This window comes from Streptomyces sp. NPDC050161 (genome assembly GCF_044460025.1).
GTDB lineage: Bacteria > Actinomycetota > Actinomycetes > Streptomycetales > Streptomycetaceae > Streptomyces.
Map to the genome: position 1 here is coordinate 20,888 of NZ_JBITJM010000038.1, position 18,205 is coordinate 39,092.

Genomic DNA, 18,205 nt, shown 5'->3' on the forward strand with positions numbered 1-18,205 from the left:
GGCCGGGCCGGGGCGCCCGCCCCTCCGCCACCGGGCCCGCCTCGCCCTACACAGGCCGGCGGCGGAAGAGCAGGTCGTGGACGGTGTGGCCCTTGTCCAGGCCCTGGCCCTCGAACTTGGTGAGCGGGCGGAAGTCCGGCCGGGGCGCGTACCCGGAGTGGAGGTTCTGGAGCGTCGGCTCGGCGGAGAGCACCTCAAGCATCTGCTCGGCGTACGGCTCCCAGTCGGTCGCGCAGTGGACGAGGGCGCCGGGGGCGAGCCGGGTGGTGACCAAGGAGAGGAAGTCCGGCTGGATCAGCCGGCGCTTGTGGTGGCGCTTCTTCGGCCAGGGGTCGGGGAAGAAGACGCGCAGGCCGGCCAGGGACGCGGGGGCGAGCATCTCGCGCAGCAGGATGATCGCGTCGCCGTTCGCCACGCGGATGTTGGTCAGGCCGTTGCGCTCCGCGAGGGCGAGGAGGTTGCCCTGGCCCGGGGTGTGGACGTCGCAGGCGAGGATGCCGGTGTCCGGGTCGGCGGCTGCCATCTGCGCCGTGGCCTCGCCCATGCCGAAGCCGATCTCCAGGACGACCGGCAGGCCGTCGAAGAACGCGTCGAGGTCGATGCGGGAGAGCCCGTCGATGTCCAGGCCCCACTTCGCCCACATGCGGCGCAGCGCGTCGGCCTGGCTGGGCGAGACGCGGCTGCGGCGGGGCTGGAAGGAGCGGATCCGCCGCTCGTGGTGGGAGCCCGCGGGGTCGGCCGCGGGCCCGGTCCCGTCGGGGAACATCGGCTGGGTGCGGCGGGCGGGGCCGGAGGGGTCCGTATCGGAAAGATCCATATCGGAGGGGACTGTTCCGGAGGGGCCGGTGGCCGCGGGGGCCGGGCTTCCCGGGGGCGTACCGGGAGAGGCGCCGGGTTCCGGGGCGTCAGGGCTGACGGGCCCTGCGGCGTCGGTCGCGGGGGCGGGTTCGGGGGTGGCGGGGTTCTCGGACACAGTGCGGAGATTCTACGGGGGCGGCGCCGGCCGGACACCGCCTCCGGTGCCGTGGGCGGGACGGGACGGCTGTTGGCGCTCTGCGCAGTCGGCTGCATACGATGCGTCGCTGATACGCAGGCAAAACAACCAGGGGGTCGGTTCATCGTGCCGCAGGACGGTCAGGGCAGCGCCGGGAATCCACCGGAGTCGCAGGGGGTGCCGCCCGCGCCCGCGCCTGTGCCGCCGGCCGTCCCGCAGCCGGATCGGCCGGATCAGCCGGGCCCGGCCGTCCCGGCGGCGCCGTATCCGGGAGGGCCGGGGTTCCACGGGCAGGGCGTGCCGCCGCAGCCGGGCCCGGCTGGTGCCGTCCCGCCCGCCGGTCCTCCTACGGGTCACCCACCGGCCGGTGCCGTCCCGCCCGCCGGGCTCCCTACGGATCAACCCCCGGGCAGTCAGGGTCAGTTCGGCCCGGCACCGGCACCGGCACCGGCGCCGGTGCCGCCACCGTCACAGCCGCAGGGCACCCCCTACCCGTACGCAGGCCCCGGCCAGCCCGGCCAGCCCGGCCAGCCGCCGCAGGGGTACGCGTATCCGCCCGCGCCGCCCGGTGGGCCGCAGCCGGGTCCGGGGTACGCGCCGCACGGGATACCGGGGCAGGTCCCGCCCCCGGGCGGTCCGATGCCGCCGTTCCCGGGAGCGCCGGGGAGTCCGCCCCGTAGGGGGGTGCCGGTGCCCGCCATCATCGGCATCGTGCTGGTCGTGCTGATCGCCTTCGGGGTGGGCGGGTACTTCTTCCTGGCGGGCGGTTCCGGTGATGCCGGCGAGGAGAAGCCGCCGCTGGCCATGGCCCGGAAGTGGAACGTCGACCTGCAGTCGACCACCAGCCGCCCCGACGAGGACAACGGCATGCGGGCGATGTGGCTCAACGATGACGAGGTCATCTTCGGCGGCCACGACGGTGTGCGCGCCTACAACCGTCAGACCGGCAAGCAGCAGTGGGAGCTCGAAACCCCCAAGGGCGCCGGCGGCGTGTGTGCCCTGCCCGCGGAACCGAGCAGCGAGGGTGTGGGCGCCGCGGTCTTCGACGCGGGCGGCGGTGACTGCTCGTATCTGTCCGTCTTCGATTCGAACACCGGGCGCACGCTCTGGGTGAAGAACCTCAAGGGCCGCGCCAAGGAGACGCACCCGCACGTCGGCATCAGCCGCGAGTACGTCGCCGTGGCGATCGGGGACACCTACGCGGGCTTCAGCGTCACGGGCGGCGTCGGCAAGTGGCAGCTGAAGCGGCGCGGTCACCACTGCATGGTGTCGGTCGGGCTGAGCGCCGAGTACATGGCGCGGGTCAGCGACTGCTCGGACGGGAAGCCGAAGCGGCAGCTGGACATCCAGCACCTGGACCTCGACAGCATCTCCGCGAATCTCCACGGGGAGAAGCTGGACCTCGAACGGATCGTGTCGGACGAGCCGCTGGCGCTGCTCATGAGGAGCGACGACAGCGAGCCGACCCGCGTCCTCCAGACCTACACGACGACCGGTGATCCCGAGCCGGACAAGCGGATCGAGCTGACCGGCGATCTGAAGGAGCTGGACTTCGTGCCCCGCACCACCATGGTCGACGGGGACGCCCAGGTGCTGGTGACGACCTACGGCAACAGCTCGGGAACCGCTGCCGTCGACCTGAAGAGCGGCAAGCTGCTCTGGAAGCGGAGCGGGGCCGCGGCCACCGCGCTGGACGGCGAGAACGCCATCGTGGTCGGGTCGTCCAAGGGAACGGCCACCCAACTCGGCACGCAGGACCCCCAGTTGCTCTCCCTGGGGCTGCGGGACGGCAAGGAGAAGGTCTTGGGCACGCTCTACGACCCGAAGCACGATCTCCCCTCCGCGACGCAGATGTCGGTCCGCTGGAACGACAACGAGCACACGCTCTACATCGAGGGCAATCACCCGTCGGGTGACGCGCCGTTCATCCGGGCGTTCCAGGTGCCGGGCACCTGACGTACCCGCGGTCGGCCCGCCCATGGCGTCTTGGGGGCCGGGAGGTGCGGGCGCGTGGTCCGTGGGCGGTGCGAGGCGGTATGCCTCGTGCCGCCCCTTGCCGTGCCGGCCCCTATGTCAGGATCCCCGCCACCCGCCGCGCGATCTCCCGCCCGATCGGCAAGGAGGCCGTGGCCGCCGGGGACGGGGCATTGAGGACGTGGACGATGCCGGGGGTCTCGGCGAAGAGGAAGTCGTCGACGAGGGTGCCGTCGGGGAGGACGGCCTGGGCGCGGACGCCGGCCGGGGCGGGCCTGAGGTCGTCATCGGAGACCGCGGGCAGCAGGCGGCGCACGGCGTCGGCGAAGGCGTGACGGGACAGCGAGCGGTGGAGTTCGCCCGCGCCGTGGCGCCAGTGGCGGCGGGCTATCTGCCAGGAGCCGCGGTAGGCGAGGGTGCCGACCAGCTCGGCGGGGCGGACGGTGTGCCAGGCGTAGCCCTCGCGGGCGAGGGCGGGCACGGCGTTCGGGCCGATGTGGACGGCGCCGTCGATACCGCGGGTGAGGTGGACGCCGAGGAACGGGAAGGCCGGGTCGGGGACGGGGTAGACCAGACCGCGGACGAGCGGGGCGAGCTCCGGGGCGAGGGTGCGGTACTCGCCACGGAACGGGATGATCCGCATGCCCGGGTCGTCGCCCGCGAGCCGCGCGACGCGATCGCTGTGCAGCCCGGCGCAGTTGACCAGGGCGCGGGCGCGGTAGACCGCCCCGGACGCGGTGCCGACCGCGACCCGGCCGGGGCGGCGGGCGATCCGGGTGACCTCCGCGCCGTAGGCGATGCGGGTGCCGGCGTCCTCGGCGAGGGCGGCGAAGCGGCGGGCGACGGCGCCGAAGTCGCAGATGCCGGTCGTGCCGACATGGATGGCGGCCAGGCCGCGCACCGCGGGTTCGTACTCGGCTATCTGGGCCGGGCCCAGCTCGCGCACCGGCAGGCCGTGCTCCCGGCCGCGCTGGATCAGGCCGTGCAGCCGGGGCAGCTCGCTGCGGTCCGTGGCGACGATCAGCTTGCCCGTGAGCTCGTACGGCACGTCCTGTTCGGCGCAGAACTTGGCCATCTCCGCCGAGCCCTGGAGGGCGAAGCGGGCCTTGAGGGAGCCGGGAGGGTAGTAGATGCCGCTGTGGATCACGCCGCTGTTGCGCCCGGTCTGATGGCGGGCGGGCCCCGCCTCCTTCTCCAGGACCACCACACGCGCGTCCGGAACGGCGCGGGTGATCGCCCAGGCCGTGGAGAGCCCGACGATGCCGGCACCGATCACCAGTACATCGCAGTCGTACGCCGCCACTGCACCTCCCCAACCCCGGGACCGCGGATCCGCCCCTGACCGCGGGCCCGCACCTCATCACCGAACGACATACCCCATCATGACGCGCGGTACTGACAACGCGGCGAGGGCAGCGAAAGGGGGGAGACACACGGAGCGGGCGGAGTGTGACGATGTGCTCCCTTGTGCTTCCTTTGTCCGCCCTGCGTCCCGGGTCTCCGCCGTGCCCGTCCCGCGCCCTACGCCGGCGCCGCCAGCAGGGGCCGGGCGCGCTCGCGCAGCTCCACCACCCGGGGCTCGTCGCCGTAGGGCTCCAGGCGGTGCAGGAGGTCGCGGACGTATTCGGTGGTGCGGGCCGATGAGATGCGGCCTGCGACCTCGACCGCGCGGGTGCCCGCCGCGCACGCGGCGTCGAGGTTCCCCGACTCCAGTTCGGCCACCGCGGAGACCACCAGACGCAGGCCGTGCGAGCGGACGAATTCCTCGGTGGGCCGGGACAGCGCCTGCTCGGTGAAGCGGCGCACCTGACGGGGCAGCCGCAGATCGCGGTAGCACTCGGCGGCGTCGGCTGCGAACCGCTCGTAGGAGTAGAAGTCCAGCCAGGACGGGTCGGGGTCGCCGCCACGGGAGCGCTCCAGCCAGCCCTCGGCGGCCTTCAGGGCCACCTCGCAGGCGCGTGCCTCGCCGGCCTTCGCCTGGGCGCGGGCCTCCACCAGGCGGAAGAAGCTCATGGTGCGGGCGGTGGCGAGCCCGCGGTTGCGTTCCAGGGCGGCCTGCGCGAGGTCGACACCCTCGTCGGCGAAGCCGCGGTAGGTGGCCTGGAGGGACATCGAGGCGAGGACGTAGCCGCCCAGCGGGACGTCGGCTGCGGCGCGGGCGAGCCGCAGCGCCTGGATGTAGTACCGCTGTGCCGCCTCCTGTTGGCCGGTGTCGAAGGCCATCCACCCGGCGAGCCGGGTGAGTTCGGAGGTCGCCCCGAAGAGCGCGCGGCCCACTTCGTCGCTGTAGGAGGCCAGGAGCAGGGGCGCCGCGTCCACCCGGAGGCACTCCGGCACCATGGACGAACGCCAGTCGCCGCCCCCGTACTTGGAGTCCCAGCGGCGCGCGTCCTCCGCCGCCTCGCGGAGCTTGCTGACGTCGCTGTGGCCGACGTGCTGCGGTATGCCCCCGTCCGCCCCGCCGGACGCATCCCTGTCGCGCGCCTCGGACGCCTCGCGCGCCACCGAGCTGTCGGCCGGGGATATCAGCCAGCGCGACGCGGGTGTGGCGTACGCGCTCACGGCGAAGGATCCGGCCAGGCTCTGCCAGATCCCCCCGCCGCCGGCCCGCCGTCCGGCCAGATCCAGGCGGTAGAGATCCGTCGCCGAACGCACCGCTGCTCCCACATCGCGGGGAAATGTCAGGCCGACCTCGGGCGCCGGATCCGCGTCGCCCAGGCCGATTTCGTGCAGCGGCACCGGGCGGCCGAGCTTGCTGCCGATCGCCGAGGCGATCAGATGCGGCGCGGCGCCCTGGGGCACCATGCCCTTCGAGACCCACCGCGCCACCGACGTCTTGTCGTAACGAAGCGTCAGGCCGCGCTGTGCGCCGAGGTCGTTGACCCGGCGTGCCAGTCCGGCATTGCTGATACCCGCGAGGGCGAGAACGGTGCCGAGCTTTTCGTTCGGCCCGCGTATATCCCTGGACATGCGCACCCCTCGACACAGCGACGGCCGCCCCGGTACCCCGGGGCATGCGTCCACCCAGAGTAGTTCGCCGGATCCCGACCGTTAAGGGTCGGTGTCCCGGATGGCGAGATTCATGTTCAAACAGGGGTACGGGAATTGGCATGTGCTCCGGGTACGTGTTGCCGTGCGCCCACACGTGCGCGCTGCCTGCCCTGTGACGCGAGGGCTTCCATGGGTGCTGCGTGGGTCGGCCCGCTGCACTTGATCCAGTGGGCTGGGGGATACCACCACCTCATTCCCCGCAGGTGGTGGTCCGGTCCGGGAGGCGCAGCCCGCTTCCCGGACCGTCGCACGAGGCCGGCCGCCACCGGCGGCACACGGGCCGCGCCACAGTTACGCGTCGCCAACTGGAGTGTGACGAACGGACTTTGGCCGAATAGTGGTGGGTGAAAAATTCACGCCGCACACCCCGGAGGCCACGCTCCCGCCGCTCCGGTACGCCCCTGACGAGACGCACGGCGCGCCGGAGCCGCCGTGCCGCAGCGGCGCGAACCACCCGCACACAGGCCCTCTCCCACGCCTCCCGCGCGCCGCTGTCATGGCAGCATGGACCGCACAACGGCTGGTAATCCGCGGTACGGGGTGGTGGCGCGCCCTCCGCCGGACGGGGAAGCGTGGAGGCGCGATGCGCTGGTTGGTGGGGTGGAGCAGTACCGCCACGGGGCCGGCCCCCACCGGGGAGAGCCGCGCGGTCCTCCCCGTAGGCGCCCAACTCCTGTGGGGCGGACCGGATCCGCTGTGGGCGGTCGGTGACTGGCGGCCCGACGAGGTGCGCGTCGTCCAGGCCGACCCCGAGACCCGGCTCGCCGTCTTCGGTATCTGCGGCGCCACCAACGACCAGTTGCGGGTGGGCCTGTTCGCGGCCCGCGGCGGCGCGCTGCGGCACCTCACCGCCTGGCCCGGCAGCTACACCGCCGTCGCACAGGTGGGACGCCGGATCACGATCACGGGCGATCTGGCCGGCGCCCGCCCCGTCTTCCACACCCCCTGGGACGGCGGCACCGCCTACGCCACCGCCGCCCTGCCGCTCGCCGACCTCGTCGAGGCCGGCCTCGACGTCGGCCACCTCGCCGCCCTGCTGGCCTGCCCCGACACCCCCGAAGCGATCGGCTCGGGCACCCCGTACGAGGGTGTGCGCCGCGTCCCGCCCGGCCACGCCCTGGTCCTGCGCGGCGGCGCCCGCGAGATCGCCTCCTACGAGCCGACGGCTTCGCTGGCCGTGGCCGCGCCCCAACTCGCCCCCGATCAAGCCGTGGACGGTGTACGCGAGGCGCTGGTCGAGGCGGTGCGCGCCCGGCTCGCGAGCCCCCGGCACGCGCCCGACCCGGACGGGCTCGACGGCCTGGACCCCGGCCCCGTACCGGGCATGGGCCCCGCCGAACGCCGGGCCGCGCGCGGCGGCCCGGCCCCCGGAGTCGGCGCCGACCTCTCCGGAGGCAGTGCCTCCGGAACCCTCGCCCTCCTGGCCGCCGGCCTCCCCGGAGCACCCGGATCGCTGGGCGGCCACGGCGAACGCCTGCTGGCCGTCACCTTCAACGACCTTGCCACGAACGGCGATCGGGCCCACCACGAAGCCGAACTGGAACGCGCCCGCAGCATCGCCGCCAACCCCCGTCTGCACCACGTCGTCGTCGCCGCGGGCGAGGAGGCGCTGCCCTACGCCGACCTCGGCACCGGCCCCCTCACCGACGAGCCGGGCCCCTCCCTCACCCTCGCGGGACGCCACCGCAGACGCCTGCTGGCCGGCAGCGCCGACCACTTCGTCGGCCACGGCGCCCGCCAGGTCCTGGACGCCCACCCCGCCCGCCTCGCCGACCTCCTCCTGGATCGCCGCCGACGCCACCTGCTGCGCCCGGCCACCGCGCTCGCCCGCGCGGACGGCCCTTCCGCACAGTCCGTCCTGGTCCCCTTCACCGTCTACCGCGCCGCCCGCAGGCTGGCCCGTACGCCCTACGGAGCGGGGGTCGCCGACACCGCGCGCCGCCTCATGGAGCGGCAGTTCGCCGACGAACCCGTGGCGGACGGCGCGGTCGACGCGTCACTCGCCGCCCTCTTCTGGTGCCGCCCCGGGCCGGCCGCGCGCTGGCTCACCGGCGAGGCGCTCGCCGAAGTATCGGTTCGCCTCGGGGACGCGGCCACCCGCTCACCCGGAAGCAGCCGCCCCGGGGAGCACCGGGCCCGCGCCGCGCTGGCCCGCCAGGCCGCCGACCACCGCGTACTCGAACAGGCCGCGGAGGTCCGCAACCAGCGGCTGCACGCCCCCTTCCTCGACAACCAGGTCGTGCTCGCCTGCCGCGCCCTGCCCGACACCCTGCGGGTCCAGCCGGGCGCGCGCGCCGCCGTGCTGCGCTCGGTGCTCTCCGGCGCCGGCGTACGCGATCTGCCGGCCGGCTGGGGCGCCACCTCGCAGCCCACCCACACCGCCGCGGTACGCGCCGGACTGCGCGGCGCCGTCGGCACCCTCGTCCAGCTCTTCGACACCCCGCTGCTCGCCGACGCCGGTCTCGTGGAGGCACGGGTCGTACGCAAGGCCCTGCGCGCGGCGGCCGAGGGCGCGCCGCTGCCGCTCGACGGCCTCGCTGAGCTGGTCTCCACCGAGCTGTGGCTGCGCCGCCTGCTGTCCCGGCGCGGCACCTGCTGGACGGGCACGGCGGCGCCACGGCAGCGTGCGGTGGCCGGCGGCGTCGGGCCGCGGCCGGGCGCCGAGCCGGTCCTGCGCCGCCCGTAAGGGCGCGTCCGCAGCCCGCAGGCCCGTCGCCGCCCGCCTCAGCGGCAGCTGATCTGCGACTGCGCCCAGTCCCCGAACGCCAGCGTGTCCACCGGCGTCTCCGGCTCCACGATCAGCCGCAGCGTCCTGCGGCCCGCCAACGGGACGTGCACCGGCACCGCGGGCTCCCCGCCGCGCACCACGTCCGACCGCCACAGCCGCTGCCCGTCCGCCTCCACGGAGAAGCGCAGCGCCCCGAGCCCCAGGCCGAGGTCGTCGACGCCGACGCTCGCGTCGTACGCCGTGCAGCTGCGGTTGAGGTCTATGACCACCGATGACCTGCCGTGCACGGTCACGCCGTGCGGGTAGGTACGGCCGTCGATGCGCGGATCGTCCCGCTGCCACACCCAACTGCTCTCCAGGGTGCGGACCTCCGGCTTCGTGCCGTCGCCCGTCAGGTCCTGGTCGAGCGTGTTCAGGAAGTACGGCGTCGGGGCGGGCGGAGTCGGTGTCGGGGTCGGCGTGGGCGTAGGGGTGGGTGTCGGTGTGGGCTCCGGCTTCGGCGGGCTCGGCTTCGGTGTGGGTGTGGGGGTGGGTGTCGGCGTGGGCTTCGGCTCCGGCGGCGGGGCCGGACGCGGGGCGGGCGGCTTCGGCACCGGCTTCGGCGGCGGTGGCTTCGGCGCGGGCTTCTGCGGCGCGACGGTGGCCGTCCGCTCCGGCTCGGCCTGCGGCTTCGGCGCCGGCTGCGGGGAGCCGGACAGCGCCATCGCGAGCGCCGCCCCGGCGACCGCCACCACGCCGACCCCGATCCCGACCTTGAGCGGCGCGCCGATCGCCTCACCCGCCGCGGCGCCACCTGCACCGCCCGCCGCACCGGAGCCCGAACCGGCGGCAGCCGCCGCGGCACCCGCACCGGCAGCGCCCGCGGCCCCCGCGACGCCGGCCACCGCAGCCGCCGTCTTGACCGCGTACCCGGCGGCGAACCAGCCGATGACGGCGACGGGCAGCACCGCACCGATCCGCTGGTTGACGTCCGCCACCTCGACCGCGGCCATCCGGCACCTGGCACAGCCGTCCAGGTGCTTGCGCAGCCCCCGCTCGGCCCGCATCCGCAGCCCGCCACGGGCGTAGGCGCCCAGCCGGTCGGCATAGCGCGCGCAGTCGCCGCCCTCGGTCAGCGACTGGCTGACGTGCGCCTGGAGGTACGCCTGCTTGAGACCCTCGCGGGCCCGATGGGCCAGCACCGCCGTCGCGTTGGCGGTCAGCCCGAGCAGCGGGGCGACATCGCTCGGCGACTCGTCCTCGATCGTGGTGTGCCACAGCACCGTCTGGTAGCGCTCCGGCAGACTGCGGAACGCCCGTACGGCCATCGACCGCTCGGCTTCGTGCATGGCCCGCACGTCGGCGCCGAGATCGAGGGTGTCGTCCATCGACGAACCGGCGGCGGAGACCGCGAACACCGCGAAGTCCTCGACCAGTTGCTCACGCCGCGCGGTCTTCCCCCAGGCCGCGGCGACCCGGCGGACCGTCGTCAGCAGATACGCCCGCACCGCCGTCTCGGGACCTGCCCCGCCGCGCACCGCCTGCAGCGTGCGGGCGAACACCTCGCCGGTCAGATCGTCCGCGGTGTGCGCGTCCCGGCAGCAACTGCGCGCATAGCGGCGCACCGCGTCGGCGTGCCTGCGGTACATCTCCTCGTACGCGCTGTCGTCCCCGGCCCGCATCGCGGCGAGCAACTCGGTGTCGGACGGCGGGAGGCCGGCGGACCCGGGACCGGACACGGTGCCGTCGGCCGTCGGGCCCGCGTCGTCGGAGCGGTCGCGCTGCGAGGGCACCCCGGACCCGAAGCGCTCGGCGCGGTCGTGCCGCTCCGCGGGCTCGCCGGCCGGGGGAGTCGCCCCCAGCGGCCCGGTCTGCCCGGGGACCTGCGCAGCCGCCCGGCCGCCCGAGCCGCCCGCGTCCATGGCGGAAGACTCGCCGCCGCGCCACTCGTCCCGCCCGTCAAGAGTCATCGCCGAGGCCCCCGAACACGCCATCACACCGGAACACCGCGCAAGCGTGCCACACGGAGAGTCCGCCATCGGACGCCCCGTCCGCCAACCACCCGTCCGGGGCGGCCTCCCGTACGGGAGCCCCCGCGTTCACCCGTCCGGGGCAGTGCCCGCGCGCGGGCACCGGGCATCGGCGCCCGCACCGGAGCGACGGCCCCGACGCACCCGGCAGGCCCGTCCGGCGCCGCCGCCCGCGGGGCCGGGCCGGAGGGACCTGCGTGCCGGGCCTCAGCCGGCGGGGCGCGAGCGCAGCCCCTCCAGCAATATCTCCAACAGGCGCGCGGACGCGGCCTGCTGATGCCCGGGATCGGGCAGCGCGGGCGCGCCCGTGGCGATCACCAGGAGTACGTCGCCGACGGTCACGTCGGGCCGCAGCGCCCCCGCCGACCTGGCGCGCTCCACGAGCCGCCCGACGACATCCAGCAGCGCGGGCACGCCACCGGGCTCGTCGGCCCGCCCGCCCGCGGCCTGCGGCCCGCCGTCCGCGACCGTCCCTGCCGCGTCGGCGCGCACCTCTCCACCGGCGCGGGCGGCCACCTCGTCGGTGTCCGGCGCGGGGCGCTGCTGCGGCACCCGGGCCCCGGCCGCGGCACCCTCGGGTGCCTGCTCGCCCGGGTGGCCTGCACTGGCGCCCACCCGCAGCACGCTCGGCGGCAGCAGCCGCCCGGCGCCCGACGCGACCGACGTCCGCAGAAAGCGGGAGAGCGCCGACCAGGGGTCTTCCTCCTGGCCGAGCGCCGTACGCGCCTGCTCGGTCAGCCGGGAGGTCTCCTCCTCGGCTATCCGCCTGACCAGGACGTCCTTGCTCGGGAAGCGGCGGTAGACCGTCCCGACGCCGACGCGGGCCCGGCGGGCCACGTCCTCCATGGGCGCGCCGTAGCCCAGTTCGCCGAAGACCTCACGGGCGGCGCGCAGTACGTGTTCCAGATTGCGCTGGGCGTCGACCCGCAGCGGTGCGTTCCGCCCGGCGGCGGCCGAGGTCCGGCCCGTACCGTCGTCGCCCGCCCCCATGCCGCCGACCGGCACGGTGTGGTCGCTGTCGTGTTCGTGGTGTCTGCCGACACTGCCGCTGACGCCGTGCGCCGTGGCAACGCCGACTGTTCCTTGCGAGCCCTGACTATGCATGAATGATCCCCCGGTCATGACGTCTCCCCCCGGAGACTCCCCGCCCTGACAGTAGGGGCGTACCGACGAAAAGGTGCACCCCAACGAGGTACGAACATAGTTGAGCCCAGGTCAAGAATGAAGGGCCAGTTCCGGGCACACCGCCCCCCGTTCGGCCTACGGAAGCGATCCATCCCCTTTCCGGGCCGCCCCGCGGGCCGCCATCCGCCACCTGACCTGCGCCGCTGCCCCGGCATTCGCGGAATCTTCCCCTCCGGCCCGGCGCCCGTTGCCGGTCATACATTTCGACGGGCCTGTGGACAAAGCCCGGCCGGCAGTGCGTCATGGAACAGTGCTGTGCTTTCCCGGGGCACAGCGCCCGAGGTGCCGCGCCGCCGGTCACCCCGGATCGGTGCCGCCCCGGGACCTGTCGACATCGCGAGGAGAACCTCTGTGAAGGCTGAATCTTCGGCGGACTCGACGGAACCGGAGGAATCGAAGGAATCGACGGATTCGGACGGTTCGACGGATCCCCAGGACGCCAAGGACCCGGAACACGTGGCGCGGATCCTCATCGTCGGCGGCGGCTACGTGGGCATGTACACCGCGCTGCGGCTGCAACGGAAGCTGAAGCGGGAACTGCGCCGGGGCACGGTCCGCATCACCGTCGTCGACCCCGAGCCGTACATGACCTACCAGCCGTTCCTCCCGGAAGCCGCGGCCGGCTCGATCTCCCCCCGCCATGTCGTCGTGCCGCTGCGCCGCGTACTGCCGCAGTGCCAGGTCGTCATCGGCGAGGTCACCGCCATCGACCACGAGGAACGCACCGCCACGATCCGGACGCTGGCCGCCGAGGAAGCCGGCACCGCGGACGCCCTCGTCGCCTACGACGAACTGATCCTCGCCCCCGGCTCGATCTCCCGGACCCTCCCGGTCCCCGGCCTCGCCGATTACGGCATCGGCTTCAAAACCGTCGAAGAGGCCATCGGCCTGCGCAACCACGTCCTGGAACAGCTGGACATCGCCTCCTCCACCCGCGACCCGGCCGTCCGCGACGCCGCCCTCACCTTCGTCTTCGTCGGCGGCGGCTACGCGGGCGTCGAGGCACTGGCCGAACTGGAGGACATGGCCGGCTACGCGCTCCGCTACTACCACAACGTCACACCCGATGACATGAAGTGGATCCTGGTCGAGGCCACCGGCAAGATCCTGCCCGAAGTGGGCCCGGACATGGGCCGCTACGCCGTCCGCGAGCTGCGCGCCCGCAACATCGACATACGCCTCGACACCCGCCTCGACTCCTGCGAGGACCGGGTCGCCGTGCTGAGCGACGGCTCCCGCTTCCCGACCCGCACCCTGGTGTGGACGGCAGGCGTGAAACCGCACCCCATCCTCGCCGCCACCGGACTGCCCCTGAACGGCCACGGCCGCCTCGTGTGCACGGCCGCCCTCCAGGTGGACGGCGTCCCGCACGCCTGGTCGGCCGGCGACGCCGCGGCCGTCCCCGACCTGACGGCCGAGCCCCCCGCCACACCGGACGCACCGCCCGCCCTGTGCGCCCCCAACGCCCAGCACGCCGTACGGCAGTCCAAGGTCCTCGCCGAGAACGTCGCGGCTGCGGTGCGCGGCGGCCCGATCGTGGACTACGCGCACAAGTACGCAGGATCGGTGGCCTCGCTCGGCCTCCACAAGGGCGTCGCCCATGTCTACGGCCGCAAGCTGAAGGGCTACCCGGCGTGGTTCATGCACCGCGCCTACCACCTCAGCCGGGTGCCGACCTTCAACCGCAAGGCGAAGGTGCTCGCCGAATGGACCCTCGCCGGCCTCTTCAAACGGGAGATCGTCTCGCTCGGCTCGCTGGAGAACCCGCGCGCCGAATTCGCCCTCGCCGCGGACACCGGACGGCACAACGAAGCCAGCTGACCCGCCGTCCGGCCCGAAGCCCCGGCGCACCGCGGCACACCGGGCGGTACCGGCGAAACGGAGCGCGGAACTCCCTCCCGGCCCCCGGACGTCTGACGGATGCCGACCGCGTCGGCCACACTGGACGTGTGACCATGGGTGGGCTCGTACTTGCGAAGAGTGACAATCACGAGGAATCCGGACGTTTGCTGCATTCCACCAGAGGGCGCCACGCGAGGCCCCAGCCGACCGTCCACCGGTCCCCGGCCGGCCGGCGCCCCCAAGCCGACGGCCCGATCCCGCGCGACGACGCGAAGTAAGAGGTACCCCTCCGTGATCTTCACGCGCTGGAGCGCCAAACTCCCCGGCACACAGCGGCGCGCCGCCGCCCGTTCCGGCCGCGCCGCACCCCGCCCGGCACCCGCAGCGCCGGGAACCACCCCGCCGCCCGCCGACGGCGCCGCCGCGCCACGCGCACCGGGCTCCGTACCGGCCGCCCGCGCCGAGGACGGCACCCGCCCCGCACCGGACCCGCAGACCCCGTCCGCCGACACCCCGCCGCCCACCGTCGACGCGCTCTCCGTCCACGACATCCTCGGCACCATCCCCGCCCTGGTCGCCGTCGTCTACGGCCCCGAACACCGCATCGCCTACGTCAACAGCGCCTACGCCACCGTCTTCGGCCCCCGCCCGGCCGGCCGCACCGCCCGCGAGGCGCTGCCCGAACTGGACGCGCTCGGCCTGCTGCCCCTGATGGACCAGGTCCTGCGCAGCAGGAAGCCCCGCACGGTCAAGTCCCGCAAAGTGCGCGGCGGTTCGGGATCCGACTGCTCACGGGACGGCTACTACACCTTCACCTGCACCCCCATCGAGGTCGCGGCCAGCGGCCCGGCCCCCGACCCCGAGGTCGCCTGCGTCGCCCCGCACAAGGGCGTACTCGTCTTCGGCGCCGAGGTCACCGACCAGGTCGAATCCGCCGAACGCCTGCGCGCGAGCGAAGCCCGCCAGCGCGCCGCCGCCGTCACCCTCCAGCGCTCCCTGCTGCCCCAGGAACTGGAGCAGCCCGACGACCTCCGCGTCGCCGCCACCTACCAGCCGGGCGGCACGGACGCCGCGGTCGGCGGCGACTGGTACGACGTCATCACCCTCGGCGCCGGCCGCACCGCCCTGGTCATCGGCGACGTCATGGGCCGCGGCGTCCGCGCCGCCGCCGTCATGGGCCAGCTGCGCACCGCCGTCCGCGCCTACGCCCGCCTCGACCTGCCACCCCACGAAGTCCTGCAACTCCTCGACGGACTCGCCGCCGAGATCGACGCCAACCAGATCGCCACCTGCGTCTACGCCGTCCACGACCCGAACGAGGGCCGCCTGGTCTACGCCTCGGCCGGCCACCTGCCGATCCTGGTCCGCGACGCCGACGGCGTCGTCCACCGCGCGGGCGAGCCCACCGGACCACCCCTGGGCACCGGCGGCTGGCAGCACACATCGGACTCCGTCCCGCTCGGCGCCGGCTCCAGCGCCGTCCTCTATACCGACGGCCTCGTCGAACGCCGCGACAAGGACATCGACCACGGCGTCGAAGCGCTGGAAGCGGCCTTCGCCGGCGCCGACGGCGCACCCGACATCGTCTGCGACCGCCTGCTGCGCTCCCTGGGCATCACCGCCGAACACGACGACGACGTCGCCATCCTCGTCGTCCAGCACCCGGAGCGGACCGGACACGACGCCGAGCTGTTCCACAACGCCGTGCTCGAACTCCACGGCGGTACCGAAGCCGCCCCGCGCGCCCGCGCCTTCGCCTCCGGCGTCCTCGCCTCCTGGCGCTTCTCCCCCGAACTCCACGACCTCGGCGTGCTCGCCGCCAGCGAACTCGTCGCCAACTCACTCCAGCACGGCACGCCCCCGATGCGGCTCCGCCTGCGCCGCACCGACCGCCGCCTGATCGTCGAGGTCACCGACGGCGACGACCACCTCCCGCGGCGCCGCAGCGCCGAACCCGTCGACGAAGCGGGCCGCGGCATCTCCATCGTCGCGACCATCGCCTCGTCCTGGGGCTCCCGCCGGACACCGGGCGGCGGCAAGGCCGTCTGGTGCGAATTCGCCCTCCCGAAGACCTGACCCCCGCACCGACCGCCCGGCGAAGCCGCCGTCAGGCCACGGCCACGGCGGCTTCCGCCTCGGCGTCCGCCGCCGTCCGGGACACCGGCCCGGCAGCCGCCGCACGGTGCGGGTTGTCCTGCGCCGGGGTCAGCATCCGCCCCAGCCGCAACGACAGCACCGTGATCCCCAGCGCGCACAGCACCAGCATCCCGATGTACGCCACGGACATCCCGTGGCCCACCATCAGCGCACCCACAGCCGGACCGACCGCCAGCGCCAACTGCTTGACCAGCGCGAACGCCGAGTTGTACTGCCCGATCAGGGAAGCCGGAGCGAGATCGGCCACCAGCGGCGCCACCGTCGGCGACAGCAGCGACTCCCCGATACCGAACAGCGCGTACGTCGAGATCAGCAGCGTCGTCGCCACCGCCTGCGCACCGTGCACCAGACCCGAGAGCCCGGCCGCGATCCACGCCACGGTCCAGATCACGCCGACCACCGCCATGACCCGGCTGCGCCGCCGCCGCTCCACCAGCTTGAGCACCACGAACTGCGCCGCCACGATCGCCGCCGTGTTGGCCGCGAGCGCGATGCCCAGCGTGGCCGGAGCGATCCGGGTGACCTCGGTGGCGTACGCCGCGAGCCCCGACTCGAACTGCCCGTAGCAGGCGAAGAACAGCACGAACCCCAGCACGCACAGCCACACCATCCGCCGGTCGGCGAACAGCGCGCGCCACGCCCCCCGCGGACGCTCCCCGGTCGGCACCTCGTCCTCGACCTTCGGCGCACCCGGCAGCCGTACGGTCGCGATCGCCGCACCGAGCACCAGGAACATCGCCGCCTCGATGGCGAACAGCCGCACAAAGCTCGACGCGTGCGCCTCGTCGACCATCAGCCCGCCGACCAGACCGCCGATGCCGAGCCCCAGGTTGTTCAGGAAGAACTGGGTGGCGAACGCCCGCGACCTGGTGACCGTCGTGGAACACCACACGATCATCGTCGCCAGCGCCGGCTGGATCACCGCGATACCGGCACCGAGCGCCACGGCGGACACGATGACCTGCACCTCGCTGCTGGACAGCCCGAGCCCCATCGCACCGACGGCGGCCGAGACCGTACCGACCACCGCCACCGGCAGGGGACCGCGCCGGTCGATGGCCCGCCCGGTCAACGGCAGCACCACCAGCGCCGAAACGGCCAGCATCGCCAGCACCACACCGGCCGTACTCGCGCCGAGATCCCGCACCTTCGCCACATAGACGTACAGATACGGAACCGTGAAGCCGTTGCCGAACGCGCTCAGCGCGTTCCCCAGCTGGATCCGGCGCAGCGCAGCGCCCATCGCGGTGGTCACACTCACCTACCTAGGTCATGTCGAAAGACGATCAAGAAGAAGAACAGACAAGAAGCGGCGGCCGGACGCGCGGACGCGCAGCCCCCCGTCTCCAGGGGACCGGACGGTCGCACCCTGAAGACTTCAACTCTAAAGTTCGAAGCTAAACAGTACATGGAGAAGGACTTCGACGCCAATGAGTTCCATGCCATACTGCGCCGCATGCCTGAGACCTCAGAAGCGTCCGGCGCCGCCGCCGAGCCCAGCCTCGAGGAACAGATCGCGGCCTATCAGCGCGAGTTCCAAGACCTCGACCCCCAGGTCGAACAGGTCGTCTCCGCACTTCAGCGACTCAACCGGCGGATGAACGTCGCCTACGGACGCCAGACGGCCACGCTCGGCATGAGCAACGCCGAATGGGAGGTCCTCAAGGCCCTCGTCGTCTCCGGCGCCCCGTACCAGCTGGGCCCCGGCGAACTCGCCAAGCGCCTCGGCCTCACACCGGCCGCGATGACGCACCGCATCGACCGGATGGCGAGCGAAGGTCTGGTCAACCGCGAGCGCGACGAGACGAACCGCGTCCGGGTGATCGTCGAGCTGACGCACGAGGGCCGCGAGAAGTGGCTGGAGGCCATGCGGATGGCATCGGTCTTCGAGGAAGACCTCCTCCAGGACCTCTCCGGCGACGAACGCCGGCTCCTCGGCGAGGCACTGACCCGGCTGCTCCGCCGCGTCGAAGACGCCCAGCCGGACGCCGACGGGCGCCTCACCGACCTCGACTGACGTGGGTTGACACGCCCCAGGCCGATACGTAGTGTTCTCCGAGTTGCCACACAGCCGGAACGGTTCTGTAGCAGCCATCCGCCGCTTCGCGGCACACCACTACTGCACGACTCCTCACCGGGAACAATTTCGGCATGCCGAAATTCGGACCGTGGCTCGATTATGAGTCACCGAGGAATTCCGCTAAAGTAGTGACCACGCCGAAAGGCGCAGCAAGACCCCATCCGACGGGGAATCGGAAACGAATT

General features: G+C 73.6%; 11 protein-coding genes. 5 read left to right on the top strand and 6 right to left on the bottom strand.

Annotated features, from left to right (window positions below; genetic code table 11):
- Positions 1-46: 46 nt before the first annotated feature.
- The gene (trmB, locus tag ACIBK8_RS34505) at positions 47-973 is read right to left on the bottom strand and encodes a tRNA (guanosine(46)-N7)-methyltransferase TrmB (protein WP_399046506.1); all 927 of its coding nucleotides are present in this window, start codon (positions 971-973) and stop codon (positions 47-49) included.
- A gap of 711 nt (positions 974-1,684) precedes the next feature.
- Between trmB and ACIBK8_RS34510 the strand changes: the two genes are divergently transcribed.
- A complete protein-coding gene (locus tag ACIBK8_RS34510) occupies positions 1,685-2,950 on the top strand; it encodes a PQQ-binding-like beta-propeller repeat protein (protein WP_399046507.1) in 1,266 nt (421 codons plus the stop codon).
- A 112-nt stretch (positions 2,951-3,062) separates the two neighbouring features.
- Here ACIBK8_RS34510 and lhgO read toward each other — a convergent pair whose 3' ends face one another.
- Positions 3,063-4,271 carry an L-2-hydroxyglutarate oxidase gene (gene lhgO, locus ACIBK8_RS34515; RefSeq protein ID WP_399046508.1) on the bottom strand — a complete coding sequence of 403 codons (1,209 nt, stop codon included), beginning with the start codon at positions 4,269-4,271 and terminating at the stop codon, positions 3,063-3,065.
- Positions 4,272-4,489: 218 nt separating this feature from the next.
- Positions 4,490-5,938, bottom strand: a complete 1,449-nt coding sequence (locus tag ACIBK8_RS34520) for an MFS transporter (RefSeq protein WP_399046510.1) — start codon at positions 5,936-5,938, stop codon at positions 4,490-4,492.
- A 664-nt stretch (positions 5,939-6,602) separates the two neighbouring features.
- Between ACIBK8_RS34520 and ACIBK8_RS34525 the strand changes: the two genes are divergently transcribed.
- Complete coding sequence (locus ACIBK8_RS34525; RefSeq protein ID WP_399046512.1) at positions 6,603-8,705, top strand: asparagine synthase-related protein; 2,103 nt, start codon at positions 6,603-6,605, stop codon at positions 8,703-8,705.
- 38 nt (positions 8,706-8,743) lie between these two features.
- On the opposite strand, the gene ACIBK8_RS34530 is transcribed toward ACIBK8_RS34525, so the two are convergent.
- Entirely contained in the window at positions 8,744-10,696 is a 1,953-nt protein-coding gene (locus tag ACIBK8_RS34530; protein ID WP_399046513.1) for a sigma-70 family RNA polymerase sigma factor, read from the bottom strand.
- 267 nt (positions 10,697-10,963) lie between these two features.
- Positions 10,964-11,746, bottom strand: a complete 783-nt coding sequence (locus ACIBK8_RS34535) for a TetR family transcriptional regulator (protein WP_399046520.1) — start codon at positions 11,744-11,746, stop codon at positions 10,964-10,966.
- A 690-nt stretch (positions 11,747-12,436) separates the two neighbouring features.
- Here ACIBK8_RS34535 and ACIBK8_RS34540 point away from each other — a divergent pair.
- Positions 12,437-13,762, top strand: a complete 1,326-nt coding sequence (locus ACIBK8_RS34540) for an NAD(P)/FAD-dependent oxidoreductase (RefSeq protein WP_399046522.1) — start codon at positions 12,437-12,439, stop codon at positions 13,760-13,762.
- A 312-nt stretch (positions 13,763-14,074) separates the two neighbouring features.
- On the top strand, positions 14,075-15,859 hold the full coding sequence (locus ACIBK8_RS34545; protein ID WP_399046514.1) for a SpoIIE family protein phosphatase: 1,785 nt from the start codon (positions 14,075-14,077) through the stop codon (positions 15,857-15,859).
- A 31-nt stretch (positions 15,860-15,890) separates the two neighbouring features.
- Here the strand turns inward: ACIBK8_RS34545 and ACIBK8_RS34550 are convergent, their stop codons facing one another.
- On the bottom strand, positions 15,891-17,195 hold the full coding sequence (locus ACIBK8_RS34550; RefSeq protein ID WP_399046523.1) for an MFS transporter: 1,305 nt from the start codon (positions 17,193-17,195) through the stop codon (positions 15,891-15,893).
- A gap of 201 nt (positions 17,196-17,396) precedes the next feature.
- Here ACIBK8_RS34550 and ACIBK8_RS34555 point away from each other — a divergent pair, with 201 nt between their 5' ends.
- Complete coding sequence (locus tag ACIBK8_RS34555) at positions 17,397-17,957, top strand: MarR family winged helix-turn-helix transcriptional regulator (RefSeq protein WP_399046516.1); 561 nt, start codon at positions 17,397-17,399, stop codon at positions 17,955-17,957.
- The last annotated feature ends 248 nt before the right edge of the window (positions 17,958-18,205 follow it).

Excerpts from the sequence above, each read along its gene's own strand:
- ACIBK8_RS34525 (WP_399046512.1), top strand. The coding sequence starts at position 6,603 with ATGCGCTGGTTGGTGGGGTGGAGCAGTACCGCCACGGGGCCGGCCCCC.
- ACIBK8_RS34540 (WP_399046522.1), top strand. The coding sequence starts at position 12,437 with ATGTACACCGCGCTGCGGCTGCAACGGAAGCTGAAGCGGGAACTGCGC.
- ACIBK8_RS34520 (WP_399046510.1), bottom strand. The coding sequence starts at position 5,938 with ATGTCCAGGGATATACGCGGGCCGAACGAAAAGCTCGGCACCGTTCTC.
- ACIBK8_RS34535 (WP_399046520.1), bottom strand. The coding sequence starts at position 11,746 with ATGGGGGCGGGCGACGACGGTACGGGCCGGACCTCGGCCGCCGCCGGG.
- ACIBK8_RS34555 (WP_399046516.1), top strand. The coding sequence starts at position 17,397 with ATGCCTGAGACCTCAGAAGCGTCCGGCGCCGCCGCCGAGCCCAGCCTC.
- ACIBK8_RS34530 (WP_399046513.1), bottom strand. The coding sequence starts at position 10,696 with ATGACTCTTGACGGGCGGGACGAGTGGCGCGGCGGCGAGTCTTCCGCC.